The organism is Porphyromonas sp. COT-290 OH3588 (genome assembly GCF_000769075.1).
Lineage (GTDB): Bacteria > Bacteroidota > Bacteroidia > Bacteroidales > Porphyromonadaceae > Porphyromonas.
This window is the reverse complement of the sequence record NZ_JRFC01000038.1, coordinates 120,235-146,358: the sequence shown is the minus strand read 5'-3', so window position 1 is coordinate 146,358 and position 26,124 is coordinate 120,235. Positions and strand designations below refer to the sequence as shown.

General features: G+C 49.2%; 19 protein-coding genes. 16 read left to right on the top strand and 3 right to left on the bottom strand.

Annotated features, from left to right (window positions below):
• Positions 1-358: 358 nt before the first annotated feature.
• The 5 genes from HQ48_RS08065 (at position 359) to HQ48_RS08045 (ending at position 9,463) form a co-directional block, all read left to right on the top strand.
• Positions 359-988: an SIS domain-containing protein gene (locus tag HQ48_RS08065; RefSeq protein ID WP_044233018.1), complete on the top strand. Its 630-nt coding sequence runs from the start codon at positions 359-361 to the stop codon at positions 986-988.
• 158 nt (positions 989-1,146) lie between these two features.
• Positions 1,147-3,003: a DEAD/DEAH box helicase gene (locus HQ48_RS08060; RefSeq protein WP_044233016.1), complete on the top strand. Its 1,857-nt coding sequence runs from the start codon at positions 1,147-1,149 to the stop codon at positions 3,001-3,003.
• Positions 3,004-3,209: 206 nt separating this feature from the next.
• Positions 3,210-5,330 carry a M3 family metallopeptidase gene (locus tag HQ48_RS08055; RefSeq protein ID WP_235300216.1) on the top strand — a complete coding sequence of 707 codons (2,121 nt, stop codon included), beginning with the start codon at positions 3,210-3,212 and terminating at the stop codon, positions 5,328-5,330.
• 412 nt (positions 5,331-5,742) lie between these two features.
• Positions 5,743-8,391, top strand: a complete 2,649-nt coding sequence (locus HQ48_RS08050; RefSeq protein ID WP_044233012.1) for a thiol protease/hemagglutinin PrtT — start codon at positions 5,743-5,745, stop codon at positions 8,389-8,391.
• Between the two features lie 115 nt (positions 8,392-8,506).
• A complete protein-coding gene (locus tag HQ48_RS08045) occupies positions 8,507-9,463 on the top strand; it encodes an L-threonine 3-dehydrogenase (RefSeq protein WP_044233010.1) in 957 nt (318 codons plus the stop codon).
• A 75-nt stretch (positions 9,464-9,538) separates the two neighbouring features.
• Here the strand turns inward: HQ48_RS08045 and HQ48_RS08040 are convergent, their stop codons facing one another.
• Complete coding sequence (locus tag HQ48_RS08040) at positions 9,539-10,750, bottom strand: porin (protein ID WP_160225968.1); 1,212 nt, start codon at positions 10,748-10,750, stop codon at positions 9,539-9,541.
• A 191-nt stretch (positions 10,751-10,941) separates the two neighbouring features.
• Complete coding sequence (locus HQ48_RS08035) at positions 10,942-12,021, bottom strand: ATP-binding protein (RefSeq protein ID WP_044190144.1); 1,080 nt, start codon at positions 12,019-12,021, stop codon at positions 10,942-10,944.
• A gap of 730 nt (positions 12,022-12,751) precedes the next feature.
• Here HQ48_RS08035 and HQ48_RS08030 point away from each other — a divergent pair.
• The 9 genes from HQ48_RS08030 (at position 12,752) to HQ48_RS07990 (ending at position 22,275) form a co-directional block, all read left to right on the top strand.
• Positions 12,752-13,513, top strand: coding sequence for a porin family protein (locus tag HQ48_RS08030; protein ID WP_081969767.1), 762 nt, complete (start codon positions 12,752-12,754; stop codon positions 13,511-13,513).
• 240 nt (positions 13,514-13,753) lie between these two features.
• Positions 13,754-15,109 carry a Na(+)-translocating NADH-quinone reductase subunit A gene (locus tag HQ48_RS08025; protein WP_044233004.1) on the top strand — a complete coding sequence of 452 codons (1,356 nt, stop codon included), beginning with the start codon at positions 13,754-13,756 and terminating at the stop codon, positions 15,107-15,109.
• A 27-nt stretch (positions 15,110-15,136) separates the two neighbouring features.
• Positions 15,137-16,339, top strand: coding sequence for an NADH:ubiquinone reductase (Na(+)-transporting) subunit B (locus tag HQ48_RS08020; protein WP_044233002.1), 1,203 nt, complete (start codon positions 15,137-15,139; stop codon positions 16,337-16,339).
• 14 nt (positions 16,340-16,353) lie between these two features.
• A complete protein-coding gene (gene nqrC, locus HQ48_RS08015) occupies positions 16,354-17,088 on the top strand; it encodes an NADH:ubiquinone reductase (Na(+)-transporting) subunit C (protein ID WP_044190153.1) in 735 nt (244 codons plus the stop codon).
• 2 nt (positions 17,089-17,090) lie between these two features.
• The gene (locus HQ48_RS08010; RefSeq protein WP_044190157.1) at positions 17,091-17,720 is read left to right on the top strand and encodes an NADH:ubiquinone reductase (Na(+)-transporting) subunit D; all 630 of its coding nucleotides are present in this window, start codon (positions 17,091-17,093) and stop codon (positions 17,718-17,720) included.
• Positions 17,721-17,749: 29 nt separating this feature from the next.
• A complete protein-coding gene (nqrE, locus tag HQ48_RS08005) occupies positions 17,750-18,364 on the top strand; it encodes an NADH:ubiquinone reductase (Na(+)-transporting) subunit E (RefSeq protein WP_044190160.1) in 615 nt (204 codons plus the stop codon).
• A gap of 31 nt (positions 18,365-18,395) precedes the next feature.
• Positions 18,396-19,628, top strand: coding sequence for an NADH:ubiquinone reductase (Na(+)-transporting) subunit F (gene nqrF, locus HQ48_RS08000; protein WP_044233000.1), 1,233 nt, complete (start codon positions 18,396-18,398; stop codon positions 19,626-19,628).
• A gap of 243 nt (positions 19,629-19,871) precedes the next feature.
• Positions 19,872-21,029 carry a winged helix DNA-binding domain-containing protein gene (locus HQ48_RS07995; RefSeq protein ID WP_052409028.1) on the top strand — a complete coding sequence of 386 codons (1,158 nt, stop codon included), beginning with the start codon at positions 19,872-19,874 and terminating at the stop codon, positions 21,027-21,029.
• Positions 21,030-21,219: 190 nt separating this feature from the next.
• The gene (locus HQ48_RS07990; protein WP_369794307.1) at positions 21,220-22,275 is read left to right on the top strand and encodes an acyltransferase family protein; all 1,056 of its coding nucleotides are present in this window, start codon (positions 21,220-21,222) and stop codon (positions 22,273-22,275) included.
• 443 nt (positions 22,276-22,718) lie between these two features.
• Here the strand turns inward: HQ48_RS07990 and rplS are convergent, their stop codons facing one another.
• Positions 22,719-23,078 carry a 50S ribosomal protein L19 gene (gene rplS, locus HQ48_RS07985; RefSeq protein ID WP_044189729.1) on the bottom strand — a complete coding sequence of 120 codons (360 nt, stop codon included), beginning with the start codon at positions 23,076-23,078 and terminating at the stop codon, positions 22,719-22,721.
• A 479-nt stretch (positions 23,079-23,557) separates the two neighbouring features.
• Between rplS and HQ48_RS07980 the strand changes: the two genes are divergently transcribed.
• Both HQ48_RS07980 and HQ48_RS07975 read left to right on the top strand, forming a co-directional pair.
• Positions 23,558-24,505 (top strand): cation diffusion facilitator family transporter, encoded by a 948-nt coding sequence (locus HQ48_RS07980; protein WP_044189727.1) that lies wholly within the window; start codon positions 23,558-23,560, stop codon positions 24,503-24,505.
• A gap of 17 nt (positions 24,506-24,522) precedes the next feature.
• Positions 24,523-25,818, top strand: a complete 1,296-nt coding sequence (locus HQ48_RS07975; RefSeq protein WP_044232997.1) for a replication-associated recombination protein A — start codon at positions 24,523-24,525, stop codon at positions 25,816-25,818.
• Positions 25,819-26,124 lie beyond the last annotated feature (306 nt).

Genomic DNA, 26,124 nt, shown 5'->3' with positions numbered 1-26,124 from the left:
GTGGGAGAGTAGGTAGCCGCCAGTTTTAGTAGGGGGGGAGTTAGTCGTAAGGCTGACTCCCTCTTCTCGTTTATAGAGCTAGCAAAGGACCAAGGGAGGGGCATTCTATTCCCTTTCCTTGCCTTTCGGAGCTACCTCGCTTTCTCCCCGTGCTTTGGCTTCTTTGGGTAATTATGGCCGATCTTATTTGGCCTATTTGTCTTGTTGCTACACTATTTTAAGGTTGTATTTCTCTCTCCTTTCTTGTGCTTTTGCCTTGTCTACTTCTTCACAAGGATTCGTGAGAGTAGACCATTTCGTACTTAATTTGGCAAGCGGGGATAAAAAGAGTACCTTTGTGATAGTTAAAAGAATTGGTATGCAAGTCAATCAACCTCGCCAGTATGCCATCTCCGATATGTTGGAGGCGGAAATCAAAGCACTACAGTCCATTCCTCAAACTAATGATTACGAGAGAGCCATCGGCATTATCCTTGAGTATATACACGAGGGGAGAGGTCGCTTGATTACCTCGGGTATGGGTAAGGCTGGACAAATCGCTCTGAATATCGCTACGACATTTAGCTCTACCGGTACACCAGCCTACTTCGTGCATCCTAGCGAGGCCCAACATGGTGATCTGGGTATGGTTTGTCCCGGAGATGTCTTGCTGATCATCAGCAACTCGGGTAAGACCCGTGAGGTGTTCGAGCTCGTAGAGCTGGCGCGGCAAATGATACCAGATATACCTACTATACTTATCACTGGCAAGGTGGATAGTCCACTAGCCAGTATGGTGGATGTATGCCTCTCGACAGGTAATCCGCCCGAGATATGCCCTCTAGGGCTGACCCCAACGACTAGTACTACGGTTATGACCGTGCTAGGAGATTTGCTTGTCGTAAGCGTGATGCAGCGCATCGGATTTGGCCATCACGAGTATGCGTTGCGGCATCATGGAGGTTATCTTGGGGCTAAGAGCCGAGAGGAAGCAAGGAATAGTAAGTAAAGACAGACGTGAGTTTGTCTTTAGGACCGAGGTATTTTGTCCCATATCTATATTATCTAGTCGCTTATTTAAGGGCGTATCAGTTCTTCGTGTTCGGTGCCCGCCATTGAGATGATGGCCGAGCCGAGGGCGTATAATTATTCATATAACGAAGACAATTGAAAACATTTGAAGAATTGGGCGTATCTACGCCTATCTGCCAAGCCGTTTCTGAGCTTGGCTACACTCAGCCTATGCCCGTACAGGAGGCTGTAATCCCTTATCTTTTGGGTAATCCTATCGACCTAGTAGCTTTGGCGCAGACTGGGACAGGTAAGACGGCAGCCTTTGGACTTCCGCTCTTGCAGAAGCTGTCGGAGTATGCCGAATCATCAGCCGCACCAAGAGCCTTGGTGCTCTGCCCTACACGTGAGCTCTGTTTGCAGATAGCCGACGACCTAGTAGCTTACAGTAAATATCTACCCAATGTTCGTGTCCTTCCGGTCTACGGAGGTTCGTCCATCGAAGCTCAGATCCGTACCCTCAAGCGTGGGGTCGAAGTCATAGTAGCTACCCCCGGTCGTCTGATAGATTTGATGGAGCGTGGTGCGGCATCACTTGCCGAAGTACGTACTGTTATTCTGGACGAAGCGGATGAGATGCTCAATATGGGTTTTGCCGATAGCCTCAAGACTATTTTGGCTCATGTACCAGAGGAACGCCACCTCTTGCTTTTCTCGGCTACGATGCCAAAAGAGATCACTTCTATCGCTAAGTCCTACATGCGCAACCCACAGGAGATCGTGGTAGGTAATAAGAACGAAGGCAATGCTAATATCAAGCATGTCTATTATATGGTAGCTGCACGCCACAAGTATCTTGCCCTCAAGCGTATTGCAGACTACTATCCTAATATATATGGTATCGTCTTCTGCCGCACTCGCAAGGAAACACAAGAAATTGCCGACCAACTCATCAAAGATGGCTACAATGCCGATTCGCTTCATGGGGAGCTCAGTCAGGCGCAGCGTGACTATGTGATGCAGAAGTTCCGTATTCGGAATTTGCAGATTCTCGTAGCCACCGATGTAGCGGCTCGTGGCCTAGATGTCAATGACCTTACTCATGTCATTCACTATGGTCTGCCCGATGATATCGAGAGCTATACGCACAGATCCGGACGTACGGCACGTGCAGGTAAGACGGGGCTATCCATCGCTATCTGTCATAGTCGTGAGCGTGGTAGGCTCAAGGATATTGAGCGCATTATCAATAGTAAGATTGAGCGTGTACACATTCCGAGCGGCCGTGACATTTGTGAGAAGCAACTATACAACCTTGCCGACCGTATTGAGCGAGTTGATATGACAGAGGACGCAACACTTGAGGCTTTCTTACCGGGCATCGTGCGCAAGCTTGATTGGCTCGATAAGGAGGAGCTATTGCGTCGCCTAATGTTGATGGAGTTTCGTCGTCTGCTCGACTACTATGAGAGTGTAGATGAAATCGAGGAGGCCGATGATAAGGGACGCCTAGAGCGCAGCGCCGAGAGCAGCAAGACCAAGTGTGAGCGTGGAGCCGAACCCGGTATGACGCGTCTGTTTATCAACTTTGGTAAGATGGATCGTATGTTCCCCAATAAGCTTATTGAACTGATCAATAAGTGTGTGCCGGGACGCGTCAAGATAGGTAAGATTGATCTTTTGCCTCGCTTCTCTTTCTTCGATGTAGACGAGCATGATGCACAAGAGATTGTAGATAGCATGAATCGCTACGAGGTTGAGGGTAGACGTATCTCTGTTGAGTTTGCAGACAAAGCTCCGACGGCGGTGCGTAGTTCTAGAGGTGTTTCGCCTAGAGTGGAGCGCAAGGCTTCTAGAGGTTCGGATAGAGGATTCGAGCGTAGAGAACGTCGTGGTAGACGCTCCGATGCAGATAGCTGGAGTGACGAACGATCTAGCGCCCGCAAGGCTCGCAAAGGGCAGAATAGAGGAGATGCTCCCTTTTATGGTCGGTATGCCAAGAAGCGGAAATAGGAGAGGTTGTGTTACAATGTTAATAATATAGCTTAAGCTAAGGAGGAGTACAATAGGGGTGGCGTGACGAAACTTGCATTTCGACACGCCGTCCTTCGTATTAGCTTGTTTATAGGTGTATAGAGAGAGCGAGGTTGAGTGCTTCATCTGGCAAATGCTTATATTTGTTCTCGTATTTTGGGTATTGCTATTTTGTTAATCGCATTATGAAGAAATTAATCATTACACTAAGTTTAGCAGCTATGCTTGCAGCTTGTCAAGGAGAGAAGAAGTCCAATTCTTCTCTAGAGGGAAATCCCCTCCTCATAGAGAATACGTTGGAGTTTGGAGCTCCTGCTTTTGATCAGATCAGGCCTGAGCACTTTATGCCTGCTTTCGTTGAAGGTATGAGGCAGCATCTGGCAGAGATCGACTCTATTGTCAATAACCTCGAGGTGCCTACTTTCGAGAATACCCTTGTGCCTCTACAGCGGGCTGGTCTATTGCTTGAGCGTACCTCAACTGTTTTCTCTGGCTTGGCGGGAGCTAATGCAACGGACGAAATCAGAAAAATAGAGGAAGAAGTAACGCCTCTGATTACGAAGCACTTAGATGCTATCGTTCTCAATGATAGGCTATTTCAGCGTGTCAAGACTGTTTATGAACAACAAATGCATAAGCTTGAGGGCGAAGATGCTCGTTTGCTAGAGATTACCTACAACGACTTCGTTAAACAAGGCGCCAATCTTACTGCCGAGGGTAAGGAGCAACTGAAGAAGGTCAATGAAGAGCTAAGCATCTTGACTACCAAGTTCAATAATTTAGTCAAGGACGGTACGCAGGCGGCAGGTATTCTTGTTGATACGGAGGCCGAGCTAGATGGGTTGTCGCCTGCTTCAATTGCTCAAGCTAAACAAGATGCCGAGCAGGCTGGACACACAGGCAAGTATCTGCTCAACATACAGAATACGACACGCTCTGCTTATTTGCCTGAGCTCAACAATCGTGATTTGCGTCGCCGTCTGCTCGAGGCGTCTATGATGCGTGGTGAGCGTGGCGATGCTAATGATACTCGCCAGATTGTTCTAGATATTACACGACTAAGAGCAGAGAAAGCTCGTATTCTAGGGTTCGACAACTATGCTAGCTGGGGCCTGAAGGATCAAATGGCCAGCAAGCCAGAGCATGTGTACAGCTTTATCCATAAGCTCGTTGAGGCATATGCTCCCAAGGCACAGGCTGATGCTGCCGATCTAGAGGCTTTCGCCCGCAAGACAGAGGGGCCCGACTTCAAGCTTGAGGCTTGGGACTGGGATTACTACGCCGAAAAACTCCGTAAGCAGCGCTACGATCTAGACGAGAACGACATCAAACCTTACTTCGCTTTGGATAGTGTGGTTAAGAATGGCTTGTTCTTTGTGGCCAAGCAGCTCTATGGAGTGGACTTTGTAGAGCGCCATGATCTGCCCGTCTACGCCGATCATGTCAAAGTCTATGATTTGCTCGATGAGAAGGGTGATAAGATTGCAATTTTCTACACCGACTACTATCGTCGCCCAACGAAAAGTGGCGGGGCATGGATGAGTAACTGGGTAGAGCAATCCCACCTACTGGGCAGAAAGCCAGTAGTCTATAATGTGTGCAACTATGCTCCTCCAGTTGGTGGCGAGCCTACTCTACTTAATATGGACGAGGTGACGACCCTATTCCATGAATTTGGGCATGGTCTACACGGTCTCTTTGCTGACCAGAAGTACACCAAGCTCTCTGGTACCAGTGTAGCACGTGACTTTGTTGAGATGCCCTCTCAGTTCCACGAACATTGGGCTACTCACCCCGAAGTGCTGAGGAACTATGCCAAGCACTATAAGACTGGCGAACCCATTCCTGCAGAGCTAGTAGAGCGTATGAATGCAGCGGCCAAGTTTAATCAAGCCTATGCTCTGGGTGAGAATATCGCAGCGGTGGTAATTGATATGGCTTGGCATATGCGAGATGGCCAGAGTGAGGTGAGCGATGTGGCTAAGTTTGAGAGCGAAGCCCTCAAGAATATGGGAATGCTCAATGCGCAGATCCCCCCACGCTACCGCAGTACTTACTTCCGCCATAGCATGGGTGGTGGGTACTCTGCTGGGTACTATGCCTACCTATGGGCTGAGGTACTAGACAATAATACGTACGACTGGTTCCTAGAGAACGGAGGCTTCACTCGTGAGAACGGACAGCGTCTAAGAGATCTGATCCTATCTCGAGGCAACTCCAAGGATCTGAATGTAATTTTCCAAGACATGACAGGCCTCTCTGAGCCCAAAATTGAGAGCCTTATGAAGGCAAGAGGGCTCAAGTAGCTAGTTCGTTTGTAGCCGTTGGCTAGTATGCCTAGACGGCAAATATCCTAGGGCTGTGGTACAATCTGATTTTGTCCACAGCCCTTTTTTGTGTGTCGTCAGAATACGAAAAATGTAAGGTGCTGAGGCTGTAGAGAGCATAATGAGGTATGTGACCTGAGCTAAACTTTGTTAGCAATGTAGCATTCAGCTGCTGTCATGTGCTTATTATTTGCTGTGTGGAATATCTGATTTATAGCCTATCGCAAGCCTTGTGGAACGTAGATGAAGCAACAATGCTGGTTGTCAGGAGCGGTGAATAAGAAAATATCTACTACTTCGACATCTTTTAGTTAGAAATCACTAACTTCGGAGCGATAAATGAATCGTTCATGTCAATCATCTGTACAAATCATCAGTTCGGATCATGAAAATGAAATTCTACTTATCCCTATTGCTGTGGCTAGCTATTGGCTGGAGTGCAGCGGCGGGACCTGTGGGGCGTAGGGAAGCCTTGAAGATAGCTATTCGCTTTGTTGAAGTGGACCATAGCAGTCAGCTACGCAGTGCTATAGCCGAAGAAATGAGTGGGCAAGCTCAGAGCTACTACATCTTCAATGATGTGCGTAAGCAGGGCTTTGTTATCGTTTCTGGTGATGACAATTTGCCTGCTGTCATTGGTTACTCGGATAGAGGATATGTAGATGTCGCAAATATGCCTGAGCAGTTGGCAGCGCTACTCAAGCACTATGAGAGGCGTGTGAAGCAGCTGCGTGCTGCGACCTCTGGCTTAGGAGATAGTAGGAGCCTACGCAACCTATCTAGATACCCCAAACCAGTAGTGGCTCCACTCGTTAAGTCTGTGTGGAACCAAGATGAACCCTACAACAATATGACCCCTAGCGTCGGCTCTGCCCATGCACCCACGGGGTGTCTGGCCACGGCGATGGCTCAGATTATGTACTTCCATAAGTGGCCAGAGCAGGGTGAGGGTTCCAATTCTTATCAGCCACAGTACAAGGCTGCTCCCGGGGCTAGATTCTATTATCCTAGACAGTCCGTAGACTTTAGTAAGTCTACCTATGACTGGAGCAATATGCAAGATGTCTATAGACGGGACAATGGTCAAGACGGTTGGACGGCAGAGTCGGCCAAGGCTGTAGCTCTGTTGATGAGGGATGCTGGGGTTGCGGTCAATATGGGTTATACTCCTAGAGAGAGTGGTGCCTTCATTTCGGACGCCGAGAAGGCTTTCCGCAACCACTTCGGCTATCAAACTCATGCGATCATTCGTGACTCCTCCGACGAGGATTATGTGCTCTCCTCGCTCAAAAAAGAGTTTGATAACGGCTACCCTGTTTTGATGACCGGCGTTGGAGCTCTCGGCGGACACGCTTGGGTCATCGATGGATATGACGAGAATGGATATGTCCACGTGAACTGGGGCTGGGGTGGTCTGAGCGATGGCTACTATGAGCTCAACTTCATGAACCCCCAAGGTCTTGGTATCGGTGGTGGAGGCGGTAAATTTAATCAAGCCCAGTTCTTTATTTTCACTCGCCCCAAAGGCAAAGAGGGAGTTACGCCTCTCGATTTACAGCCCAGACTGAGCTTCACGCAGTCCATGATGTCTTTGGTACAGCCAGCTACCGATTGGGACAAGAAGATAATCACGGTACAGTACATGCAGGTTGCCAATCTCTCTGTCCCCTCCTATACTGGTCGCCTAGGTGTAGCGCTCTACAATGACAAGGACGAGCAACTGCGTGTCTTCACGGGTGCCGATGTCGCATACGATGTGGATATGTACATGTATGTCCCTGCGCAGATAAGGCTTGCCGTAGACCTAAACGGCATAGAGCTCGTAGATGGAGTATATACTTTGAGGGCTGTCAGCCAAGAGGTCGTTTCTACCTCCAATAAGCAACCTAAGGGAGCATGGCTGCCTATAGGAGCTGCCAATCGTATCGAGATCGAGGCCGAAGCAGGTAGCCTGAGCTTGGTTGATGCTGGGCATAAACCTAGACTCAAACTGACTAGCCAGCCCAAGGAAGTCTATCGCATTGTGCTAGGGCGCTCTGGCTCGACTTCTCTAGAGATTTATAACTCATCGCCTCGTCATATATCTGGCTCAGTCGGGCTCATCTTCAGCGAGCCCGGCAAGGCGCCTATTGATACTGTTTTTACGACCCCTATTGATTTCTATGGGTATGCGAAAAGCCATAGACTCTACTCCTATGGCCTCTCTACACGAGGTAAAATCAAGCCTGGACGCTACAATGTAGACTTCTGCTTCGTAACCCTCCCCACGGAGGATCTTACGGGTCAGGCCATACCAGCTCAGACATATGCCATAAGTGGTACTCGTGAGCCCTATCAGATAGAGGTTTTGGCACAAGAGGAGCAGTCAATACTTGAGTATGTAGATCAGGGTGCAGGTTCTTTCGACTTCTTCCAAGATGGTAAGGTTATAGAGTCCGATATCCTAGATATGGCGGTAGTCAAGTATGATAAGATTGATATCGGCATTGAGGTGCGCAACTTTGGAGCAGACTATGCAGGGACTATTCGCTATCGCTTGCTAGATATGCAGGACAATACGTGGGTAGATCTAGGGCAAAAAGAAGGTGTATCTATCAAGAGAAATCTCTTCCTAAAGTCCTCTAGGTCCAAGGTGCGCATTCCATTCAAGACGCTCTCTCTCAAAGAGGGAAGAGAGTATGAGTTGCATGTAGAAGCACTCGTGGGCGAGGCTTGGGTAGATGTATGGTCGGCCACTACACCACGCAGATACGTTAGCTTCAAAAATCTAGATAAGATCACTAGCATTGATTTGCTACACGCTCGCCAGAGCCCACAGGTTTACCCTAACCCAGCCTACGCTGTGGCGCACATCGCCAATGCTCCAGAGGGAGTGCTCTATGTAGAGATATTCGACCTGTCGGGGCGTCGTGTGCAGAGCACAGAACTCTCGGAGGGCAATCGTGAGCTCGACCTCTCTAGACTTGCTTCGGGGTTATATGTGTTGCGTCTGAGCACCCCTGAGAGAACTTGGGTACAGCGCTTGGAGAAGCGCAATTGATCATCTATACACACCTACTCCAGCGAGGTAAATAATGGCATCTAAAATTGGTTTTTAACTATACGGCGTCAGCCATAATCAACTCAATTATTCATCATATCAGTACAGATTAGGTATGAAAAACATTCTAATCATCGGGTCTACGGGGCAGATTGGTACAGAGCTTGCCATGGCTCTGCGTAAGTGCTACGGTAATGATCATGTCGTTGCGGGGTATATTCCTTCGATGCCTCCCAAAGGGGAGCTACTCGAGTCGGGTCCTGCAGAGATCGTTGATATAACCAATGCGCAGCAAATAGCCGATGTCGTTAAGAAGTATCAGGTCGATACGATCTACAATCTGGCGGCTCTGCTGAGTGCAGTGGCCGAGCAGAAGCCACAGCTGGCTTGGCAGATTGGCCTAGGCGGGCTCTTCAATACCCTCGAGGTGGCACGTGAACTGGGTTGTGCAGTCTTCACTCCTAGCTCCATAGGTGCTTTTGGCCCAGAAACACCCAAAGACAAAACTCCTCAGGATACCATACAGCGCCCCAAGACGATGTATGGCGTGACCAAGGTTTCGGGAGAACTTCTTAGCGATTATTACTTCAAGAGGTTTGGTGTAGATACCCGATCTGTACGATTCCCCGGGCTTATCTCCAATGTGGCACCTCCGGGAGGAGGTACTACGGACTATGCTGTGGATATCTACTATGCAGCGGTCAAGGAGGGTAAGTTTACTTGTCCTATTAAGCCCGGTACATATATGGATATGATGTATATGCCCGATGCGCTGAGGGCTTGTATGGATCTGATGGAGGCCAACCCCTCTAGGCTGGTGCACCGCAATTCCTTCAATATAGCAGCCATGAGCTTTGCTCCCGAGGAGATAGCTGCAGCGGTCAAGAAGCTGGTGCCAGAGCTAGAAGTGACCTACGAGGTGGATCCGCTAAGACAAGGTATTGCCGAGAGCTGGCCCAACTCTCTAGATGACTCATGTGCACGAGCCGAATGGGACTGGAAGCCAGAGTACGACCTAGATAGTATGAGCCTAGACATGATACAGACGCTCAAGGCTCGCTTCGGTAAGTAACATTAAATAGTCAAAAGACAGTGGGGAGTATCGAGTACTCGATACTCCCCACTGTCTTTTGGTACATATAAGTGCCTAGAAGATCATCTGGGCTCTGACTTGTAGTGTGTGGAAGTCTACACCGTCCAGAGGCTGGGGCGTAATCATTCCGCCTGCCGTGGCGTGCATGTCGTGATCTAGATAGGTGTAGCCGATACCAAAGAGCAGATTGGCACGTGGGTACCAGTTAAGCCCAAGCATAGCGGCAAAGGCCTGACCGCCGTAGAACTTCTTTTCGATGTCATTGAGGTTTACAGCACCGAGGCGACCGATGATCTCTAGCCCTCCTCTGTGGTCTAGGTTGCCCACGGGATTAAAGACGGCTTCGCCCTTGATGTATTTGCGCTGCTTGCCTAGAAGCATGTAGGAGCCCGTAACGGTCCAGCCACTAACGAACGAATGTCCTCGCTCTTTGTAGTTGTACCGATTGAAAAGATACTCACTCGTGATGAATAGTTTGTCGAACTTGAAGGCTGCCTCTAGCCCACCCAGTAAGTAGTTCTCCACGCCACTAATCGTAGTCGTGACGAAGCGACGGCTGTCTATCGTAGACTCGGGTAGTGTGCCGATGTTGATCTGCCCAGCCACACCGTCGGGTACTCTAAAGCGGCTATAGGCCCCGATGTGTAGGGTCGTGTAGTCGTTGTCGATAGGTACATAGGCTGCTCTCGCACTGATGCCATAACCGTCGTTGCCTCGGTTGGCTCTAGGCAGGTGGGCTCCTGCTAAGGAGCCAGCATAGGCTCCAGCCGAGAGCCAATACTGTTTGCCCCAGCGGGCATACGTCACCCCGATGTATCGCTCACCACTGGTGAGCATACCTACCGCCATAGGAGTGGCGACACTCAAATACTTGGAAGCAGTGTTGTTTTCCATACTCACGGGGTCTTTGAAGTAACCCATGATGAGCTTGGAGCCCTGATCGATGTGCCAAAAGAGGGCTGCGTCTGTCATCGCTACTTTGCGATCGGAGTAGTTGGCATCGAAGCGACCGCTCCACTTATTACCCAACATGGCGTGCAGGCCTAGGCGCATCTGTGTGAGGTTGGCACCGTTAGAGAATCTAAATGGTTCGGAGGCGTGTTGTAGTTGGCTCACATCGGTCTGGGGGAGGTAAACCGCTCCGTCGTACGTGAGTCGGCCATCAAATCGGATCCTTAGCTCCTCGTTGCCCACGGTTACCGTCTTCTGTGCTGTTGCTAGGCTCATACAGCTCAAGCAAGCAAGCGTGCATAACAGTCTTTTCATAGATGACATTATAGTTAATAAGTAAGCAAAAAGACAAGCAAATGACGGAGCGACAAGATACATTTGGCTCGCAGCTGCCGTCACCCTGCGCCATCGTACGCCCCAATTGTAGGGCTGTGTCGGCTAGAGCTGGGCCAGCGACACAGATAGCCCCACAACTTGTGCAGATGACACACCAACGGCAAATATACTTATAATCTCTCGTACAGAGGATCTTCGCTTACCTCCTCGATCAACTCAACGAACGGTGGTAGCTTGATCTCTGCCCCGACCTCAGTCTTGACTTGCAATAGCTGGAAGCCTAAGTCTGGCTCTATGAACCTGTCTAGCTCGAAGTACTGCTTAGCCCAAATGAAGCTTTTCCGCATCTTGTGCACTACCGTAGCCTGCTGGTGGTCGATGCGGTTCATGCGAGTCAGATATTCGTCAGGGCTGATTTGGCGCTCTGTGATGATGGTTTTGCTTGCCATATCACTACTCTTGCGCTTCTCGCTCATGAAGTAGACATAGTTGCCACGCAGCCCACGCTTACGTAGCCTTAGGCTAGAGCCGTCCTCGAGATCGATATAGGTTTGGTAGATCTCTGCTTCTACGCCATAGGGGATCTCGCCGACTACACGCACCTGCATCTTACGTCTTGTCTCGGTAGGCATATCGGTATCGCCGAGGATGCTATGAATGGCACGCAGGGTATTATTGACCTTGACATCGAAGTCTACATTATTCTCCACGATACGTAGCTGGGGGTGCCCTGTCCATGCCTTCAGGATACGGTTATCCAGCTCTCGTGCCTGCTCAATGCCTTCGTGTCGGGCGCTGTTGTTCTCTGTCGTGTAGAACTCCTCGGCGCCGATAGCGGCAGTCACCATGTGTATCACACCATCATAGCGAGCGTCACGGAGCTTGACTTCCGATAGCCCTAGTTCGTCGAGCATAGCCTGCCAGATCGTTGGCTCCATATAGGCGGAGATATCCATCGTCCCACGGTCTGCGATGATCAGTACGGGTTGCTTGGCAGAGCGGGCTAGCTCCATGAAGGTATCCTCCATCTGTATCTGGTACTTGAGCACGGCCTTCTCTATGTTGTAGAAGTACTGCTTGTCGGGTGTACCGAAGTCGATCGAGGCGTTGTTGAAGATCGTAGGTGTTTCGGGTAGGGCATACACCAAGTAGCCGAGGTCGCTGAAGCGCTCGATGATCTTGGCTAGAGCCGTTGTTTTACCAGCGCATGGCCCCCCAGTGAGGGCAATACGTAAGATATTTTTATTCATGTATCTTTTATAGAAATTCCTTATTTACCTGAGCAAAGATAGTGAGATGGGCGAGATAATACTGTCTGGCTTCGGATAAAAACCGTCTGCTCCCAAGCGCTGTGCTGCCCCATTATGCAATTTACATTTCCCTACACTTAGAGGCTCTTTTGTATCAGTATTGCTGTTTGTGTCAGCGATACTGGTAGATGGCGTATTTGCCTCCCAGCGGGCTCTAGGTTGCGTTTGCCTTCATTTGGGCACTTTGCCCTAGGCTGATGAAAATACCCGCCCTAATCGAGGTTTTTGTAAGTTGTTAATATATAGGTTTATAAAAAATATTTTTCGGGGGTCTTATACACGCTTAGTGTATTTTGGTCTATTTCTTCCCATCAACTCTTTGAGATTGGTGGACACACCTCGGCAGGTTAGTCCTCCAATTTCCAAAAGTATTCCCATCAATTCTTTTCAGCGATCTCGCTCTCTCTTACGAACCCTTGCTCTATTTGCCCAAATATCTTAGTATATAATTAACAGCTTTTAACTAAAAAGTAGAAGAATGAATAGGATAGGCTTCTCCTATTTTCGTCATAGTACTATTGTTGCCGAGGTATGAGTCTGTCCTCCCTGCAGGTCGGGTAAGCCAGTTGGGTAGGCCTAGTCTTGCAGGATTGAGGCAGGAGGCATCTGTTTGAATTGTATTATATTTGTGGCATTAGCTGTTTTAATCCTAAAAAACGAAGTAAACGCTATGATTAAGAAATTATTATTGAGCCTAGGGCTAATGCTCACAGCACTCCCTATGGTCGCTCAGAAAACTGCCTTCCGTATCGAAGGTGGAGCATCGCTCTCCAATATGAGTATTAGTACCTTTTCTCAGCCAGACTATGACGGCAAACTGAAGATGAACTATCGTGCCGGCATCGCATACGAGATGAAGCTAGGGTCTATCTTCTACTTAGCCCCCGGTTTGGTTATTAAAGGTGGTGGCGCAGACCTCAATCTCAAGGGAATCCTCTCGGACGAACGCTACGGCGAGTTTCACGAATGGATGGGCAAAGTAGACAAGGAGCTACAAGACCATTTGCAGTCTGGAGGTGCTCAGGTTGCTCTAACCTCTCATGCTATCTCGGTTCCCCTAACACTCGGGTTTAGGATCAAACCTTTCCGAGCTATTGGGATCTCTATCGAGGGGGGGCCTTACCTATCTTATATGCTCAAAGAGGAGATTAAGTTAGGCTCGAAGACTACTAGCTTCTCCGACTTTGCCAAGCGTACGATCGACTCCTTTGAACTAAGCCAATTTGACTATGGTTTGGGAGGGTCTGCCACTGTCGAGCTTGCACTGCTCTATGTGAGGGCAGGAGTCGATATTGGCACTAAGAATCGTCTGTCTGTCAATGTGGACAAGGCCAACGTTTCGGTCAATAACTTTGAGGGTACCAAGAAGCTGCTTAATAGCCTAGGTGCCAGGGATATGAATTTTTATCTGACGGTAGGGCTTCGATTCTAGAGCGGGGTGCACTTGTTGCCACCTCTGGCCGACACATTCCTCAAAACGCTCCGCATCATGGTCGCTATTTGGCCTCCATGGTGCGGAGTATTTTTGTCCAAAACGCTCTCTTGGGGCAAGTTTTTGGGCACTCGTGGAGAGAGTCGCTGGCGCAAGTCATTATTATTAGGGATAGATAGCCGAAAATTATGTATTTTTGTGGGCATTATTTTTCACAAATAAAACGTTCAAAACAGTGTTATGGCAAATGTAATTTCAATAAAGAAGGGCCTCACACTTAATCTAAAGGGCAAAGCGCCAGAGAAATATCTGGCCTCGTCTGGTCGAGCCAAGACCTATGCGATTGTCCCCGACGATTACGTGGGCTTGGTTCCCAAACTTGCAGTGCAGGTAGGTGACCGAGTACAAGCAGGCACTCCTATTGTTTATCACAAGGCTAGCCCTGCGCTCAAGCTGACCTCTCCCGTAAGCGGCGAAGTGGTGGCTGTGAACCGTGGAGCCAAGCGCAAGATACTTAGCATCGAAATCAAACCCGATGGGCAGCAGGAGTTCAAAACCTTCGATGTGCAGGGGCTTACCTCCAAGAGTCGCGAGGAGATCCTCGCTACTCTGCTCGAGAGTGGACTCTTTGCATTCTTCAAACAGCGTCCCTACGACCGCATAGCTAACCCAGAGGTTGCGCCTCGTGATATCTTCGTGACGGCCAACTTCACCGCTCCGCTTGCCCCCAACTTTGACTTCCTCGTCAAGGGGCGTGAGGCAGAGCTACAGCTTGCACTCGATGCTCTGACGAAGCTAACCTCTGGCAAGGTCTATCTAGGTGTTAAGCCCGGGTCGCTCTCTGGCGTCAAGGTTGTAGAGCGTGTAGAGGTTTCGGGACCACACCCAGCAGGGTTGGTAGGTACCCTCATCAACCACATCAAGCCTATCAATAAGGAGGAAGTCGTTTGGACGCTCAAGGCTACTGATCTGCTTGTGATCGGTCGTTTCCTCAAGACTGGTCAGGTTAATTTCTCTCGTACGGTAGCTCTTACTGGATCAGACGCCAAGCAGCACGGCTACATGGAGCTTCTCCCCGGAGCTCGTTTCTCAGAGGCTTTCCCCGAGGGTCTAGCCATCAAGGCTGAGCATGAGCGTGTCATCGACGGAGATGTTTTCACTGGGGTTAAGGTTGACGCCGACCATGAGTTCATCAGCTACCAGTGTGACCAAATCACAGTAATCCCCGAGGGCGATGACGTACACGATATGTTTGGCTGGGCACTGCCAGGCTTCGGTAAGTTTAGTATGAGCCGTAGCTTCTTTAGCTGGCTGACCCCCAAGAGCAAGGAGTATGTGCTAGATGCACGCTTGCAGGGTGGGGTACGTGCCATGATCATGAGTGGCGAGTACGACAAGGTATTCCCCCTAGACATCTATCCCGAGTTCTTGCTCAAGAGTATCATTGCCTTCAACATCACAGACATGGAGAATCGTGGTATCTACGAGGTTGCTCCAGAGGACTTCTGTGTGTGTGAGTTTGTCGATACGTCCAAGATGCCTCTGCAGCAGATCGTTCGTCAGGGTCTTGATGAGCTGTACAAGGAAATGAATTAATTGTTGGACTTATAAAAAGTTAAGACTTTGAACGCTCTAAGAAAACAACTCGACAAGATAAAGCCCGCCTTTGAGAAGGGCGGTAAGCTGGAGGCTTTCCACACGGCATTTGATGCCTTCGAGACCTTCCTCTTTGTCCCCAATACTACGAGCAAGCGAGGCGTGCACGTACACGATGCTATCGACAGCAAGCGCACGATGTCTATGGTGCTTATCGCCCTAATGCCTGCGCTCCTCTTCGGTATGTACAATCTGGGCTATCAGCATTACCTCGCTATTGGTCAGGAAGTAGGGTTCCTAGACAAGTTCGTCTACGGATTGCTCTCTATGCTTCCTCAGATTATTGTGAGCTATGTGGTGGGTCTAGGTATTGAGTTCGTCATTGCCTCCAAGAAGGGGCACGAAGTGGCCGAAGGGTTCCTTGTGACGGGGATGCTGATCCCTATGATTATCCCAGTAGAGACACCTCTATGGATGATTGCAGTAGCCACGGCCTTCTCTGTGGTATTCGCCAAGGAAGTGTTTGGAGGTACGGGCTACAACGTATTCAATGTGGCTCTAGTGACGCGTGCTTTCCTCTTCTTCTCTTATCCTGCTGCCATGTCTGGCGACTCTGTATGGGTGCGTCTGACCGATACATTCGGCATTGGCGCTGGTAAGGTGGTGGACACGTTCTCTGGTGCTACTCCTCTGGCTCAGATTGCTGCGGCCAAGGGTGAGGTGCCTGTCATCCACGATGCTCTTGGCCAGCCTTTGAGCCATCTAGATGCCTTCTTCGGCCTAATCCCCGGTTCTATCGGCGAAACGTCTACACTGGCTATCCTCATCGGTGCGCTATTCCTCATTTTTACGGGGATTGCTAGCTACAAGATTATGCTCTCTGGGGTAGCAGGCGTAGTGGCTATGGCTTCTATCTTCAACGCTTTCGGTACTACGATTGCTATGCAGACCACACCGCTACAGCACCTGCTCTATGGTGGCTTCGCCTTCGGTATCGTATTCATGGCTACCGACCCCGTAACGGCTGCTCGCACAGAAGTAGGTAAGTGGATCTATGGATTCTTCATCGGAGTAATGGCTGTATTTATCCGTGTGCTCAACGCTGGTTATGCCGAGGGTATGATGCTTGCTATTCTCTTCATGAATATGATGGCTCCTCTGATTGACTATATGGTCGTAGAGCGCAATACTCAGAAGCGCCTAGCTCGTGCGCTTAAGTCTAAGGCTTAATACATATCAAGCAAATGAATACAGATAAGAATTCATATACGATTATATACGCAGCGATTATGGTCGTCGTGGCTGCTGTACTGCTAGCAGGTGCCGCCACAGTGCTCAAGCCAGCCCAGCAAGCTAATGAGAAGATTGACAAGATGCAGCAGATCCTGCGCTCTGTCGGTCAGACCCCTGAGATCTCTCAGGTAGAGGCGACCTACAAGACTATTATTAAGAAAGAACTGCTGGTAGACCTAGACGGATCGGTCAAGTCGGAGTTCGATGCCGAGGCAGAGAGCAAGGCTTTTAAGCTCAATACTGAGAATCTCTTCAAGGTATTCGCCAAGGAAGGTAAGGCAGAGGACGGTTTCCCTCTCTACATCGCAGAGGTAGACGGCAAGACTGCCTATATTCTGCCGATGAATGGTGCTGGTCTATGGGGCCCTATCTGGGGCTACATCGCTCTCGATGCTGCAGACCACTCTACAGTAATCGGTGTAGACTTCGGCAACAAGGGCGAAACTCCGGGGCTAGGTGCCGAGATCTCTACGCCTACCTTCGCAAATCTATTCGTAGGTAAGCAAGTCTACAGAGATGGTGCGTTCAAGAGCATCGCTGTGGTTAAGGCTGGTAAGGTGCTTAGCGACCAAGACTATGTAGACGGTATCTCGGGCGGTACGCTTACTAGCGATGGGGTACACGCTATGCTTGAGGCTTCGATCTCGCCTTATCAGAAATTTCTCGAATCTTATAACGCACAATAGTCATGTCTCTCTGGAACAATAAAAATAAAGAAACACTACTCGCTCCTCTGGGTAAGAGTAACCCTGTGCTCGTGCAGATGCTCGGTATCTGCTCGGCTCTAGCCGTGACGGTGAAGCTGGAGCCCTCTATCGTGATGGCACTAGCCGTGACGGTGGTGGTAGCTTTCGCCAACGTGATCATCTCCTTGCTGCGCAAAACGATACCTGGTCGTATCCGTATCATCGTGCAACTTGTAGTGGTGGCTACGCTGGTAACACTCGTGAGCGAGGTGCTCAAGGCTTTCGCCTACGATGTGAGCAAGCAGCTCTCCGTGTTTATCGGTCTGATCATCACCAACTGTATTCTGATGGGTCGCTTGGAGGCCTTCGCCCTAGGTAATGGCCCATGGGAGAGCTTCCTCGACGGTATCGGTAACGGTCTTGGCTATGGCATCGTATTGGTGGCCGTTGGTTTCTTCCGTGAGCTATTCGGTACGGGGCAGTTATTCGGTATGCAGATTATTCCACAAGCTGTGTATGATTTTGGTTATGTCAATAATGGTCTGATGATCTTGCCTCCGATGTCACTCATTCTCGTGGCGATACTCATCTGGATCCAGCGCTCACGCAACAAGGAGCTACAAGAGAACTAGTCCCTCATCCCAATAAATAGTATAATAGAATGGAATCATTAGCTTTATTCTTTAAGTCCATCTTTGTGGACAATATGATCTTCGCCTATTACCTAGGGATGTGTTCATTCTTGGCCGTGTCCAAGAACGTTAAGACTTCCTTCGGTCTAGGTCTAGCTGTTATCTTCATCTTGACTTGCACCTTGCCTATCAACTACATGCTAGAGAACTATGTCTTCAAAGAAGGCGCACTCTCTTGGCTCGGCGAAGAGTATGCAACGCTCGATCTCTCTTTCCTCTCGCTCATCGTCTTCATTGCGGTGATCGCCTCTTTCGTACAGCTCGTAGAGATGGTGGTGGAGCGCTTCAGTCCTTCTCTGTATGCTTCGCTGGGTATCTTCCTGCCACTAATCGCTGTAAACTGTGCGATCCTCGGCGGTTCGCTCTTCATGCAGCAGCGTGAGTTCGTAAACGTAGGCGAAGCTACTGTGTATGGTCTAGGCTCTGGTATTGGGTGGTTGCTCGCTATCGTAGGTATGGCTGCGATCCGTGAGAAGCTCCAGTACTCCGATATTCCTAAGCCTCTGCGTGGTCTAGGGATTACGTTTATCGTAACGGCTCTTATGGGCTTGGCTTTCTTGAGCTTCTCTGGCGTGAAGATGTAGTATCAGATTAAACTATTAGAGTAAAGAGAAAATGACAGTAATCATTATAAGCGTAGTGGTTTTCCTCCTGATTACGCTGATCCTAGTGCTAACGCTGCTGGTGGCCAAGAGCAAATTGGTACCATCGGGTAACGTCAAGCTCAACGTCAATGACGAGATGAACGCCGATGTTGCTATCGGTGGCACATTGCTCTCTACCCTACAAGGGCAGAATATCTACCTCTCCTCCGCCTGTGGTGGTGGTGGTAGCTGCGGACAGTGTCGCTGCCGTGTGGTAGAGGGTGGAGGCGAAATCCTCCCTACCGAGCAGGGCTTCTTTAGTCGTAGAGAACAGAAGGAACACTGGCGCCTAGCTTGCCAAACCAAGGTCAAGGAGGACATGAAGGTGATCGTGCCTGAGGAAGTCTTCGGTGTGAAGGAGTGGGAGTGCGAAGTTATCTCCAACCGCAACGTATCGACCTTCATCAAGGAATTTGTGGTGAAGCTCCCCGAGGGCGAAGTGATGAACTTCAAGAGCGGTAGCTACGCACAGATCACGATCCCTAAGTACGACATCAAGTACTCGGACTACCAGATCGAGGAGAAGTTCCACGAGGACTGGGATAAGTTTAAGATGTGGGACCTCACCGTCAAGAATGAGGAGGAAACAGTCCGAGCCTACTCTATGGCCAACTATCCAGCCGAGGGTAATATCATCACGCTCAACGTGCGTATTGCCACACCTCCATTCGACCGTGCTACGGGTGGCTTCATGAAGGTACCTCCCGGTATCTCTTCGTCCTATATCTTCTCGCTCAAACCCGGCGACAAGGTCAAGATGAGTGGTCCTTATGGCGACTTCCACATTCAGGAGACGGATAACGAAATGCTCTACATCGGTGGTGGTGCTGGTATGGCTCCTCTACGTGCTCAGATTCTGCACCTCTTCAATACGGTTAAGACTGGCCGTAAGGTGAGCTACTGGTACGGAGCTCGTAGTAAGAAGGAGATCTTCTACGAAGAGGACTTCCGTGAGATCGAGCGCAACTTCCCCAACTTCAAGTTCCACATTGCCTTGAGCGATCCTCAACCAGAGGACAACTGGGACGGTTATGTAGGCTTCATTCATCAGGTGATCCTAGATAACTACCTCAGCACGCACGAGGCTCCAGAGGATATCGAGTACTACATGTGCGGTCCCGGCCCAATGGCCAATGCCGTTAAGGGTATGCTCGAGAATCTTGGTGTTGAGCGCAGCTCACTCTACTTCGACGACTTCGGCTAATCTATCGCCGAATGAATAATGCAAAGGGCTGAATTCCGAGTCTTCCGACTCTAGGATTCAGCCCTTTTGGGTGCGTGAATTGAAACCACGTGTCGTAGCCAACATACCACAAAAACAGACCCTGTCGCATCCCGTGGGGATGCGTGAATTGAGACATCATCTGCTCGTCGTTGGGGCGCATCCGCACGTTCTGTCGCATCCCCTGCGAGATGCGTGAAGAGGCTATCAACAGAAAGAAAACTCATGGCTAATCCTCCATATCTTAGTATAGGTATGGAGGATTATGTATTTTTGACCAAATTCATCAACACTTACCTCCAAGTAGATTCAATCATGACAGATTTCCACGCCATTCGCTTAGCAAGTCAGCTCCTATCTCAATCAATGGTACAGAGCCCTGCGGATATTGTAGCTCATTTCGGCGCTATCCAAGCCCAACACTACGAGATGGCTAAATGGGCTATTGGTATGCGCCTAGCACCTTCAGCGGGGGCTTCGCTAGATATCGTACAGCAAGCGATTGATCAAGGGCAGATCCTACGAACGCACATTATGCGCCCTACTTGGCACTTTGTCACAGCCGAAGACATTCGCTGGATGACTCAACTCTCTAGAGCATCCATTCAAAGAGTCATTAGAGATAAGAAAAGATTAGAGGCACTTGGGCTAACCGAAGATCTATTCAAGCGAGCTATACGACTATTCGAGAAACATCTAGCAGGGAATAGAGGACTCACGAAAGAGGAGCTCGACACTCTATTTGAGTCCGAAGGCATTAGGCTGGTTACTGGGACGATGTATCGCCTATTGATGTTTGCTGAAACAGAAGGGATTATTTGTAGTGGAGCAGATAGAGTAGGCAAACCTACCTACGCCCTGCTAGACGAATGCGTCCCATCGACTGCAGAGATCTCCGAAGACGAGGCAATAACTCGTTTGGCTAGAGCCTACTTCCGTAGCCATAGCCCTGCGCAACTTACCGACTTCATTTGGTGGTCAGGGCTAACTACACGACAGGCTCGCCAAGCTATCGACAACCTAGAGGGTGAGCTAATTCGAGAAGTCTATGACGGACAAACGTATTACATATACAGCTCTTGCCTAGATCGTGTGATAGAACCCATGAGGGATCGTATACATCTACTCCCTGCTTTCGACGAATATATCATTGCCTACAAAGATCGGGATCTCATCATACCTGCCCAGCATCAAAAGGCGTGTTATACCAATGGCACATTCTACCCAACGATTTTGCAGCATGGACGAGTGGTAGGGCTATGGAGCCGCAAGAAGAATAAATCTGGGGTAACTGTCGAGGCAGAGTACTTTGAAGCAGAGGGAGCACGTGAATTAAATCTTAGTGCTCCGACCAAACTCTATCAGATCTTCTACTCTAGATAAAGCTCTTACTTGAGCCTATTGAGTTGATCAAAACAAAAAACCGAATGATATTCAATAATCTACATGCAGAAGAGAACTCTCCTAATTGGCATTAGTGGAGTTTACATTATTTTTGCAGAAAATATATAAGATTAAGGGAGCCAATACTCTCTGAAGAAAAGGTTAAAATGATAAATATACTAGCTCGTCTATGTCCAAGATTAGTAAACTTGACTCAACGTTAATCACAAACGTTCGCTTCCCTTTACTTCTCCTAGTTATTTTGTCCCATTGTGTTATCATTAGGACGACTACACCTGCGTCTTTTGCCCTAAACGGAGAGAATATCTTCCACATGACCGAGCTCATCAGCCGTAGCCTAGGAGCCGTGGCAGTTGGTGGGTTTGCGATAATATCAGGTTATCTCTTTTTCCTTTTTCCGCCCAAACGCTATCTGGATCTACTCAAAGTAAAAGCCCAGAGTCTATTGCTCCCCTATATTCTGTGGGTTCTAATTAGTATTTTGGCTGTATGGGCCAAGAACCAAATTGCCCTGCAAATAGGTTTTGCTCCCGGCATATCTGATGTGGAGATTAGCACCCTCAATCGCCTCTCCATACTTGAGCTAATGATACTCCCTTTCAATGGCCCTCTTTGGTACATCAGAGAGTTAATTTATTTGGTCGTTTTAAGCCCAATCATAGGCTTGCTACTTCGCTACACCAAAGTAGCTTTCCCTATTGTCATGGGGGTAATCTATCTATTAGGAGTACAGATAGGTGTCTCAAATAGTATTAGTTTTTACTTTGTCGTAGGTGCTTGGTTGGGTTACACAGGGCGTAGCCTTGCTGGTAGCTTGCAGATACCGACCTATCTCTCGCTCATCAATCTCATGGCATATCTATATATAGTTTTATTCTTGGGCGATTATCCTTGGTACTCTACTATCTATGGTATTAGCAGTATGGTACTTGTCGCAAGCATCTTTAGCCTAGTCCAGAAGCTGACGGGTAATGAAGCCTTCAGCTGTGCTATGGCGTCCTTGGCTCCCTCTGTGTTCTTTGTGTATGCCTCACATGCGATTATTTTCATCAACCTATTCAGAGGCTTTGGATATGCCTCTCCTCTGGGGGCTTCTCCTTGGGGGCATATATTGATTCAGTGGCTAACTGCAATACTCACGACGATAAGTGCCTACTTGCTCTATCGAATTAGCTCAAGGTTCTTCCCAAGAGTCACTGCGCTCCTCTGTGGCGGTCGAGCCTAGGACTAGGCTATTTCTTGAGTCTTCGAGAGCGAATAGAAACAAATATCGTCCCTATTGGCGAGTCCATTCTTAGGGCTAGTGGGGGCTGTGGCAAAATTCATTTTTGTTGTAGCTCCTTCCCTTATCCGAAGATGAGTCCATTGCACAATTCTGAGATTATATCACTAAGTTCTTTCAAGTCATTTTGCCTCAATAGGCAAAAACACGACTCTAGAGAACTGAGGCAACGAAGGGATTTATTGCGCAATAGTCTCCTTTAGAGGACAAATACAATAGAGTATGGGGTGTGCGCCAAAACTGAGTTTGGGTGCACACCCCATAACGTATGTTCTAGGGCATAAAATGTGCGCGCCCTTTTAACTAAAACACAATAGCCGCAGGAGCATTAACTCTTGCGGCTATATGCAGAAGCCCGTAGGCCTCTATGGCTTGATCGTAAGGGCTTACTTAGCGATGTTCACACGGCGCTCCTTGATGCGAGCCTTCTTGCCTGTGAGTGCACGTAGATAGTAGAGCTTAGCACGACGTACCTTACCATACTTCTCTACTGTGATCTTGTCGATGAATGGGCTCTCTAGAGCGAAGATACGCTCTACACCTACACCTTCGGACATCTTGCGCACGGTGAAGTGCTTCTTTTCGCCATGACCACTGATGCGGATAACCACACCACGGTAGCGCTGGATACGTTCTTTACCACCCTCGCTAATGCGATAGTCTACAGTGATCGTGTCGCCACTGCGGAAGGCTGGATGCTGCTTACCAGTAGCAAAAGCCTCGTTTACGATTTTAATAAAGTCCATTGTCTTTATTTGCTTATTTTGATTAGTACTAAACTAAACGCAATATAACGGGTCTCTCTAAATATCCCGACAGAGATTGCGCAAAGCGACTGCAAAGGTAGTGTTTTTACCCCGAAAAACCACATTGATTGCAGATTATCTTTGTTATGGCAACTTATTTATCTGACTCTTACCTTCAATGCCTTAGTTGGTCAAGGCTATCCAAGACTTCTAATCTGGCTTGTAACTCATTGCGCTTCTCGACGACAGTTTCTAGAGCTAAGCTTGCTCCAAAGAATTGTTGAGCCTAATTCTGACTTTTATCTCTAGGTTAGACAGAAATCAATGGGCGTAGCAGAGTAAATCATAGTAAAGGAACTATCGACAGATCGCGTATGTATATCTCTTGTAGATAAATTCCTAAGGTCTATGAGCCGTGATACACGATATTTTGTGTACGTTTGTCCTATTATTCTGTGCTTACTATAATTGCCAAAACAATGGGACATCATCACCACCATGGTGGGCATCATCATACCCATGAACATGGGCATCACCACCATCATCATCACCACCATCACAATGCCGAGGGGAATATTCTTTTCGCCTTCTTGCTCAACCTGTCATTCTCTATCATCGAGTTAGTCGGGGGGATTATCACAGGGAGCGTCGCTATACTGTCGGACGCCCTACACGACTTCGGCGACTCAATCTCTCTAGGACTAGCGTGGTATCTAGAGAAAGTCTCTGGTCGAGGACGAGACAAAGCTTTCAGCTACGGCTACAAGCGCTTCTCTCTGCTATCTGCATTGATGATTTCTCTCATTCTGCTGGTGGGTTCGTTCTTCGTTATTCAGGCTTCTATCGAGCGACTTTTTTCGCCCGAGATGCCTAATGCTCGAGGCATGCTCTTCCTCGCCATCTTCGGCCTTGTCATCAATGGCGTAGCCGCTTGGCGTATGAGCGGGGGGCATTCACTTAGTGAGCGCTCTATACAGCTGCACCTGCTAGAAGATGTGCTCGGGTGGGCGGCGGTACTCATCGTCAGCATCGTGATGCACTTCGTCCACTTACCCATCTTAGACCCACTACTCTCTCTAGCGATTACCGCTTGGATTCTCTACAACGTCTACTTCAACCTCAGGGACAACTTCCGCATCCTCCTGCAGGGTGTACCCGAGGGCGTTGATACGGAGTCTTTTATTCGAGAAGTCAAGGAGCTCGAGCATGTGGTCGATGTACACGATGTACACGTCTGGACGCTCAATGGGCAGGAGCATATCGCTTCGCTACACGTCGTTCACAGCCTTGAGCTATGTGGCGATCCTAAGGCACTCAACGAGCTGAAGCATGAGGTTAGGCACATTGCTCACGACCATCATGGGCTTGAGCATCTGACCATAGAGCTAGATCCACAAGGCGAGAGCTGTGGCATGGAGTGTTGCTAATCGCCTAGAGTTTGATTATGGATACCTCCAATAGCACCAAACCTCTAGCCGAACGTATGCGCCCCAGTAGCCTAGACGGCTACTTTGGCCAGAAGCACCTTGTCGGGCCCGAGGGATCGCTGAGGCGTATGCTAGATCAGGGACGTCTGCCCTCGATTATCTTTTGGGGGCCTCCGGGTGTGGGCAAGACTACGCTCTCCGAGATTCTCGCCCAGAGCCTTGGTGTACCATTCTATACCTTGAGTGCCATCAACTCTGGCGTCAAGGACGTCCGTGAGGTGCTCGAGCAGGTACGCACCGAGCAGTCGGGGCTATTCGGCTCGTCGGCACGTCCGATTCTATTCATCGACGAGATTCACCGCTTCTCCAAAAATCAGCAGGATTCTCTACTCTCTGCGGTAGAGAGAGGAGTCATCACTCTCATTGGAGCCACGACCGAGAACCCGAGCTTCGAAGTCATCCGCCCTCTGCTCTCTCGTTGCCAAGTCTATACGCTGCAGCCTCTATCGGACGAAGACACCATCAGCCTCATCGAGCATGCCATTCGGACGGATGACATGCTCAAACAGCGCAAGATTACGCTCTGCGAAACAGAGGCACTGCTCCGCTTCTCTGCTGGCGATGCACGGCGTGCGCTCAATATCCTAGAGCTGGTCGTCCTCTCTACTGCCTCCTCGACTATCGACATCACCAATGAGCTCGTTACTAGTCGGGTACAGGACAATCCGATTGCCTTCGACAAGGGCGGGGAGCTACACTACGACATTGCATCGGCGCTGATCAAAAGCATCAGAGGGAGCGACCCCGATGCTGCTCTATATTGGCTGGCTCGTCTTATCGAGGGAGGCGAGGATCCTTCTTTCATCGCCAGACGCCTTGTGATCTCGGCTGCCGAAGACGTCGGGCTGGCTAACCCCAATGCTCTGCTCCTAGCGAATGCGTGTGCTGAAACTCTGGAGCGTATCGGGTGGCCCGAGGGACGCATTCCACTGGCAGAGGCGACGATTTATCTAGCTTGTAGCGAAAAGAGCAATACTGCCTACCGGGCTATAGATGCTGCTCTCGAGTGCGTGCGTGCGACGGGTAACCAAAGCGTTCCGCTACACCTGCGCAACGCACCAACCAAGCTAATGGGAGAGATGGGCTACGGAGCTGGTTATCTGTATGCACACGACTATTCGGGAGGCTTTGTTCGTCAGCAATATCTCCCCGATCGCCTGCAAGGTCAGCGATTCTGGCTGCCGAATGAGGCTAGTGCAGCGGAGGCAACTCTGGCTCAGAGGCAGCGCAAGCGTTGGCAAGAAGAACCGTAAAAAGGTCTGTGGACTATGGCAAAATTCGATTTGGGCATAGCCGCTTATCTAGACTATAGAGTTGGCATTCGGATAAATTATACAGATTGTGTTTCGTCTAATGCCATTTTTCGAAGGGGAAAAAGCATCGTATTGCACCTATTACTGGGTGCATTCGCACCCAGTAATAGGTGCTTTTGCACGCAATATAGGGTGCTTTGATAAGGTTTTAGCCTTGATTTTTCGATAAATCTAAAATCAAAACAAAGAGAAGGGGCTGTGGCAAAAACTAATTTGTCCACAGCCCCTTCTTATTACCCTATCTCT

Coding starts and splice junctions, on each gene's coding strand:
- HQ48_RS08055 (WP_235300216.1), top strand. CDS start 3,210: ATGAAGAAATTAATCATTACACTAAGTTTAGCAGCTATGCTTGCAGCT.
- rplS (WP_044189729.1), bottom strand. CDS start 23,078: ATGGACTTTATTAAAATCGTAAACGAGGCTTTTGCTACTGGTAAGCAG.
- HQ48_RS07980 (WP_044189727.1), top strand. CDS start 23,558: ATGGGACATCATCACCACCATGGTGGGCATCATCATACCCATGAACAT.
- HQ48_RS08025 (WP_044233004.1), top strand. CDS start 13,754: ATGGCAAATGTAATTTCAATAAAGAAGGGCCTCACACTTAATCTAAAG.
- nqrF (WP_044233000.1), top strand. CDS start 18,396: ATGACAGTAATCATTATAAGCGTAGTGGTTTTCCTCCTGATTACGCTG.
- HQ48_RS08065 (WP_044233018.1), top strand. CDS start 359: ATGCAAGTCAATCAACCTCGCCAGTATGCCATCTCCGATATGTTGGAG.
- HQ48_RS08010 (WP_044190157.1), top strand. CDS start 17,091: ATGTCTCTCTGGAACAATAAAAATAAAGAAACACTACTCGCTCCTCTG.
- HQ48_RS08045 (WP_044233010.1), top strand. CDS start 8,507: ATGAAAAACATTCTAATCATCGGGTCTACGGGGCAGATTGGTACAGAG.
- HQ48_RS07995 (WP_052409028.1), top strand. CDS start 19,872: ATGGCTAATCCTCCATATCTTAGTATAGGTATGGAGGATTATGTATTT.
- HQ48_RS07990 (WP_369794307.1), top strand. CDS start 21,220: ATGTCCAAGATTAGTAAACTTGACTCAACGTTAATCACAAACGTTCGC.
- HQ48_RS07975 (WP_044232997.1), top strand. CDS start 24,523: ATGGATACCTCCAATAGCACCAAACCTCTAGCCGAACGTATGCGCCCC.
- nqrE (WP_044190160.1), top strand. CDS start 17,750: ATGGAATCATTAGCTTTATTCTTTAAGTCCATCTTTGTGGACAATATG.
- nqrC (WP_044190153.1), top strand. CDS start 16,354: ATGAATACAGATAAGAATTCATATACGATTATATACGCAGCGATTATG.
- HQ48_RS08030 (WP_081969767.1), top strand. CDS start 12,752: ATGATTAAGAAATTATTATTGAGCCTAGGGCTAATGCTCACAGCACTC.
- HQ48_RS08050 (WP_044233012.1), top strand. CDS start 5,743: ATGAAATTCTACTTATCCCTATTGCTGTGGCTAGCTATTGGCTGGAGT.
- HQ48_RS08040 (WP_160225968.1), bottom strand. CDS start 10,750: ATGAAAAGACTGTTATGCACGCTTGCTTGCTTGAGCTGTATGAGCCTA.
- HQ48_RS08035 (WP_044190144.1), bottom strand. CDS start 12,021: ATGAATAAAAATATCTTACGTATTGCCCTCACTGGGGGGCCATGCGCT.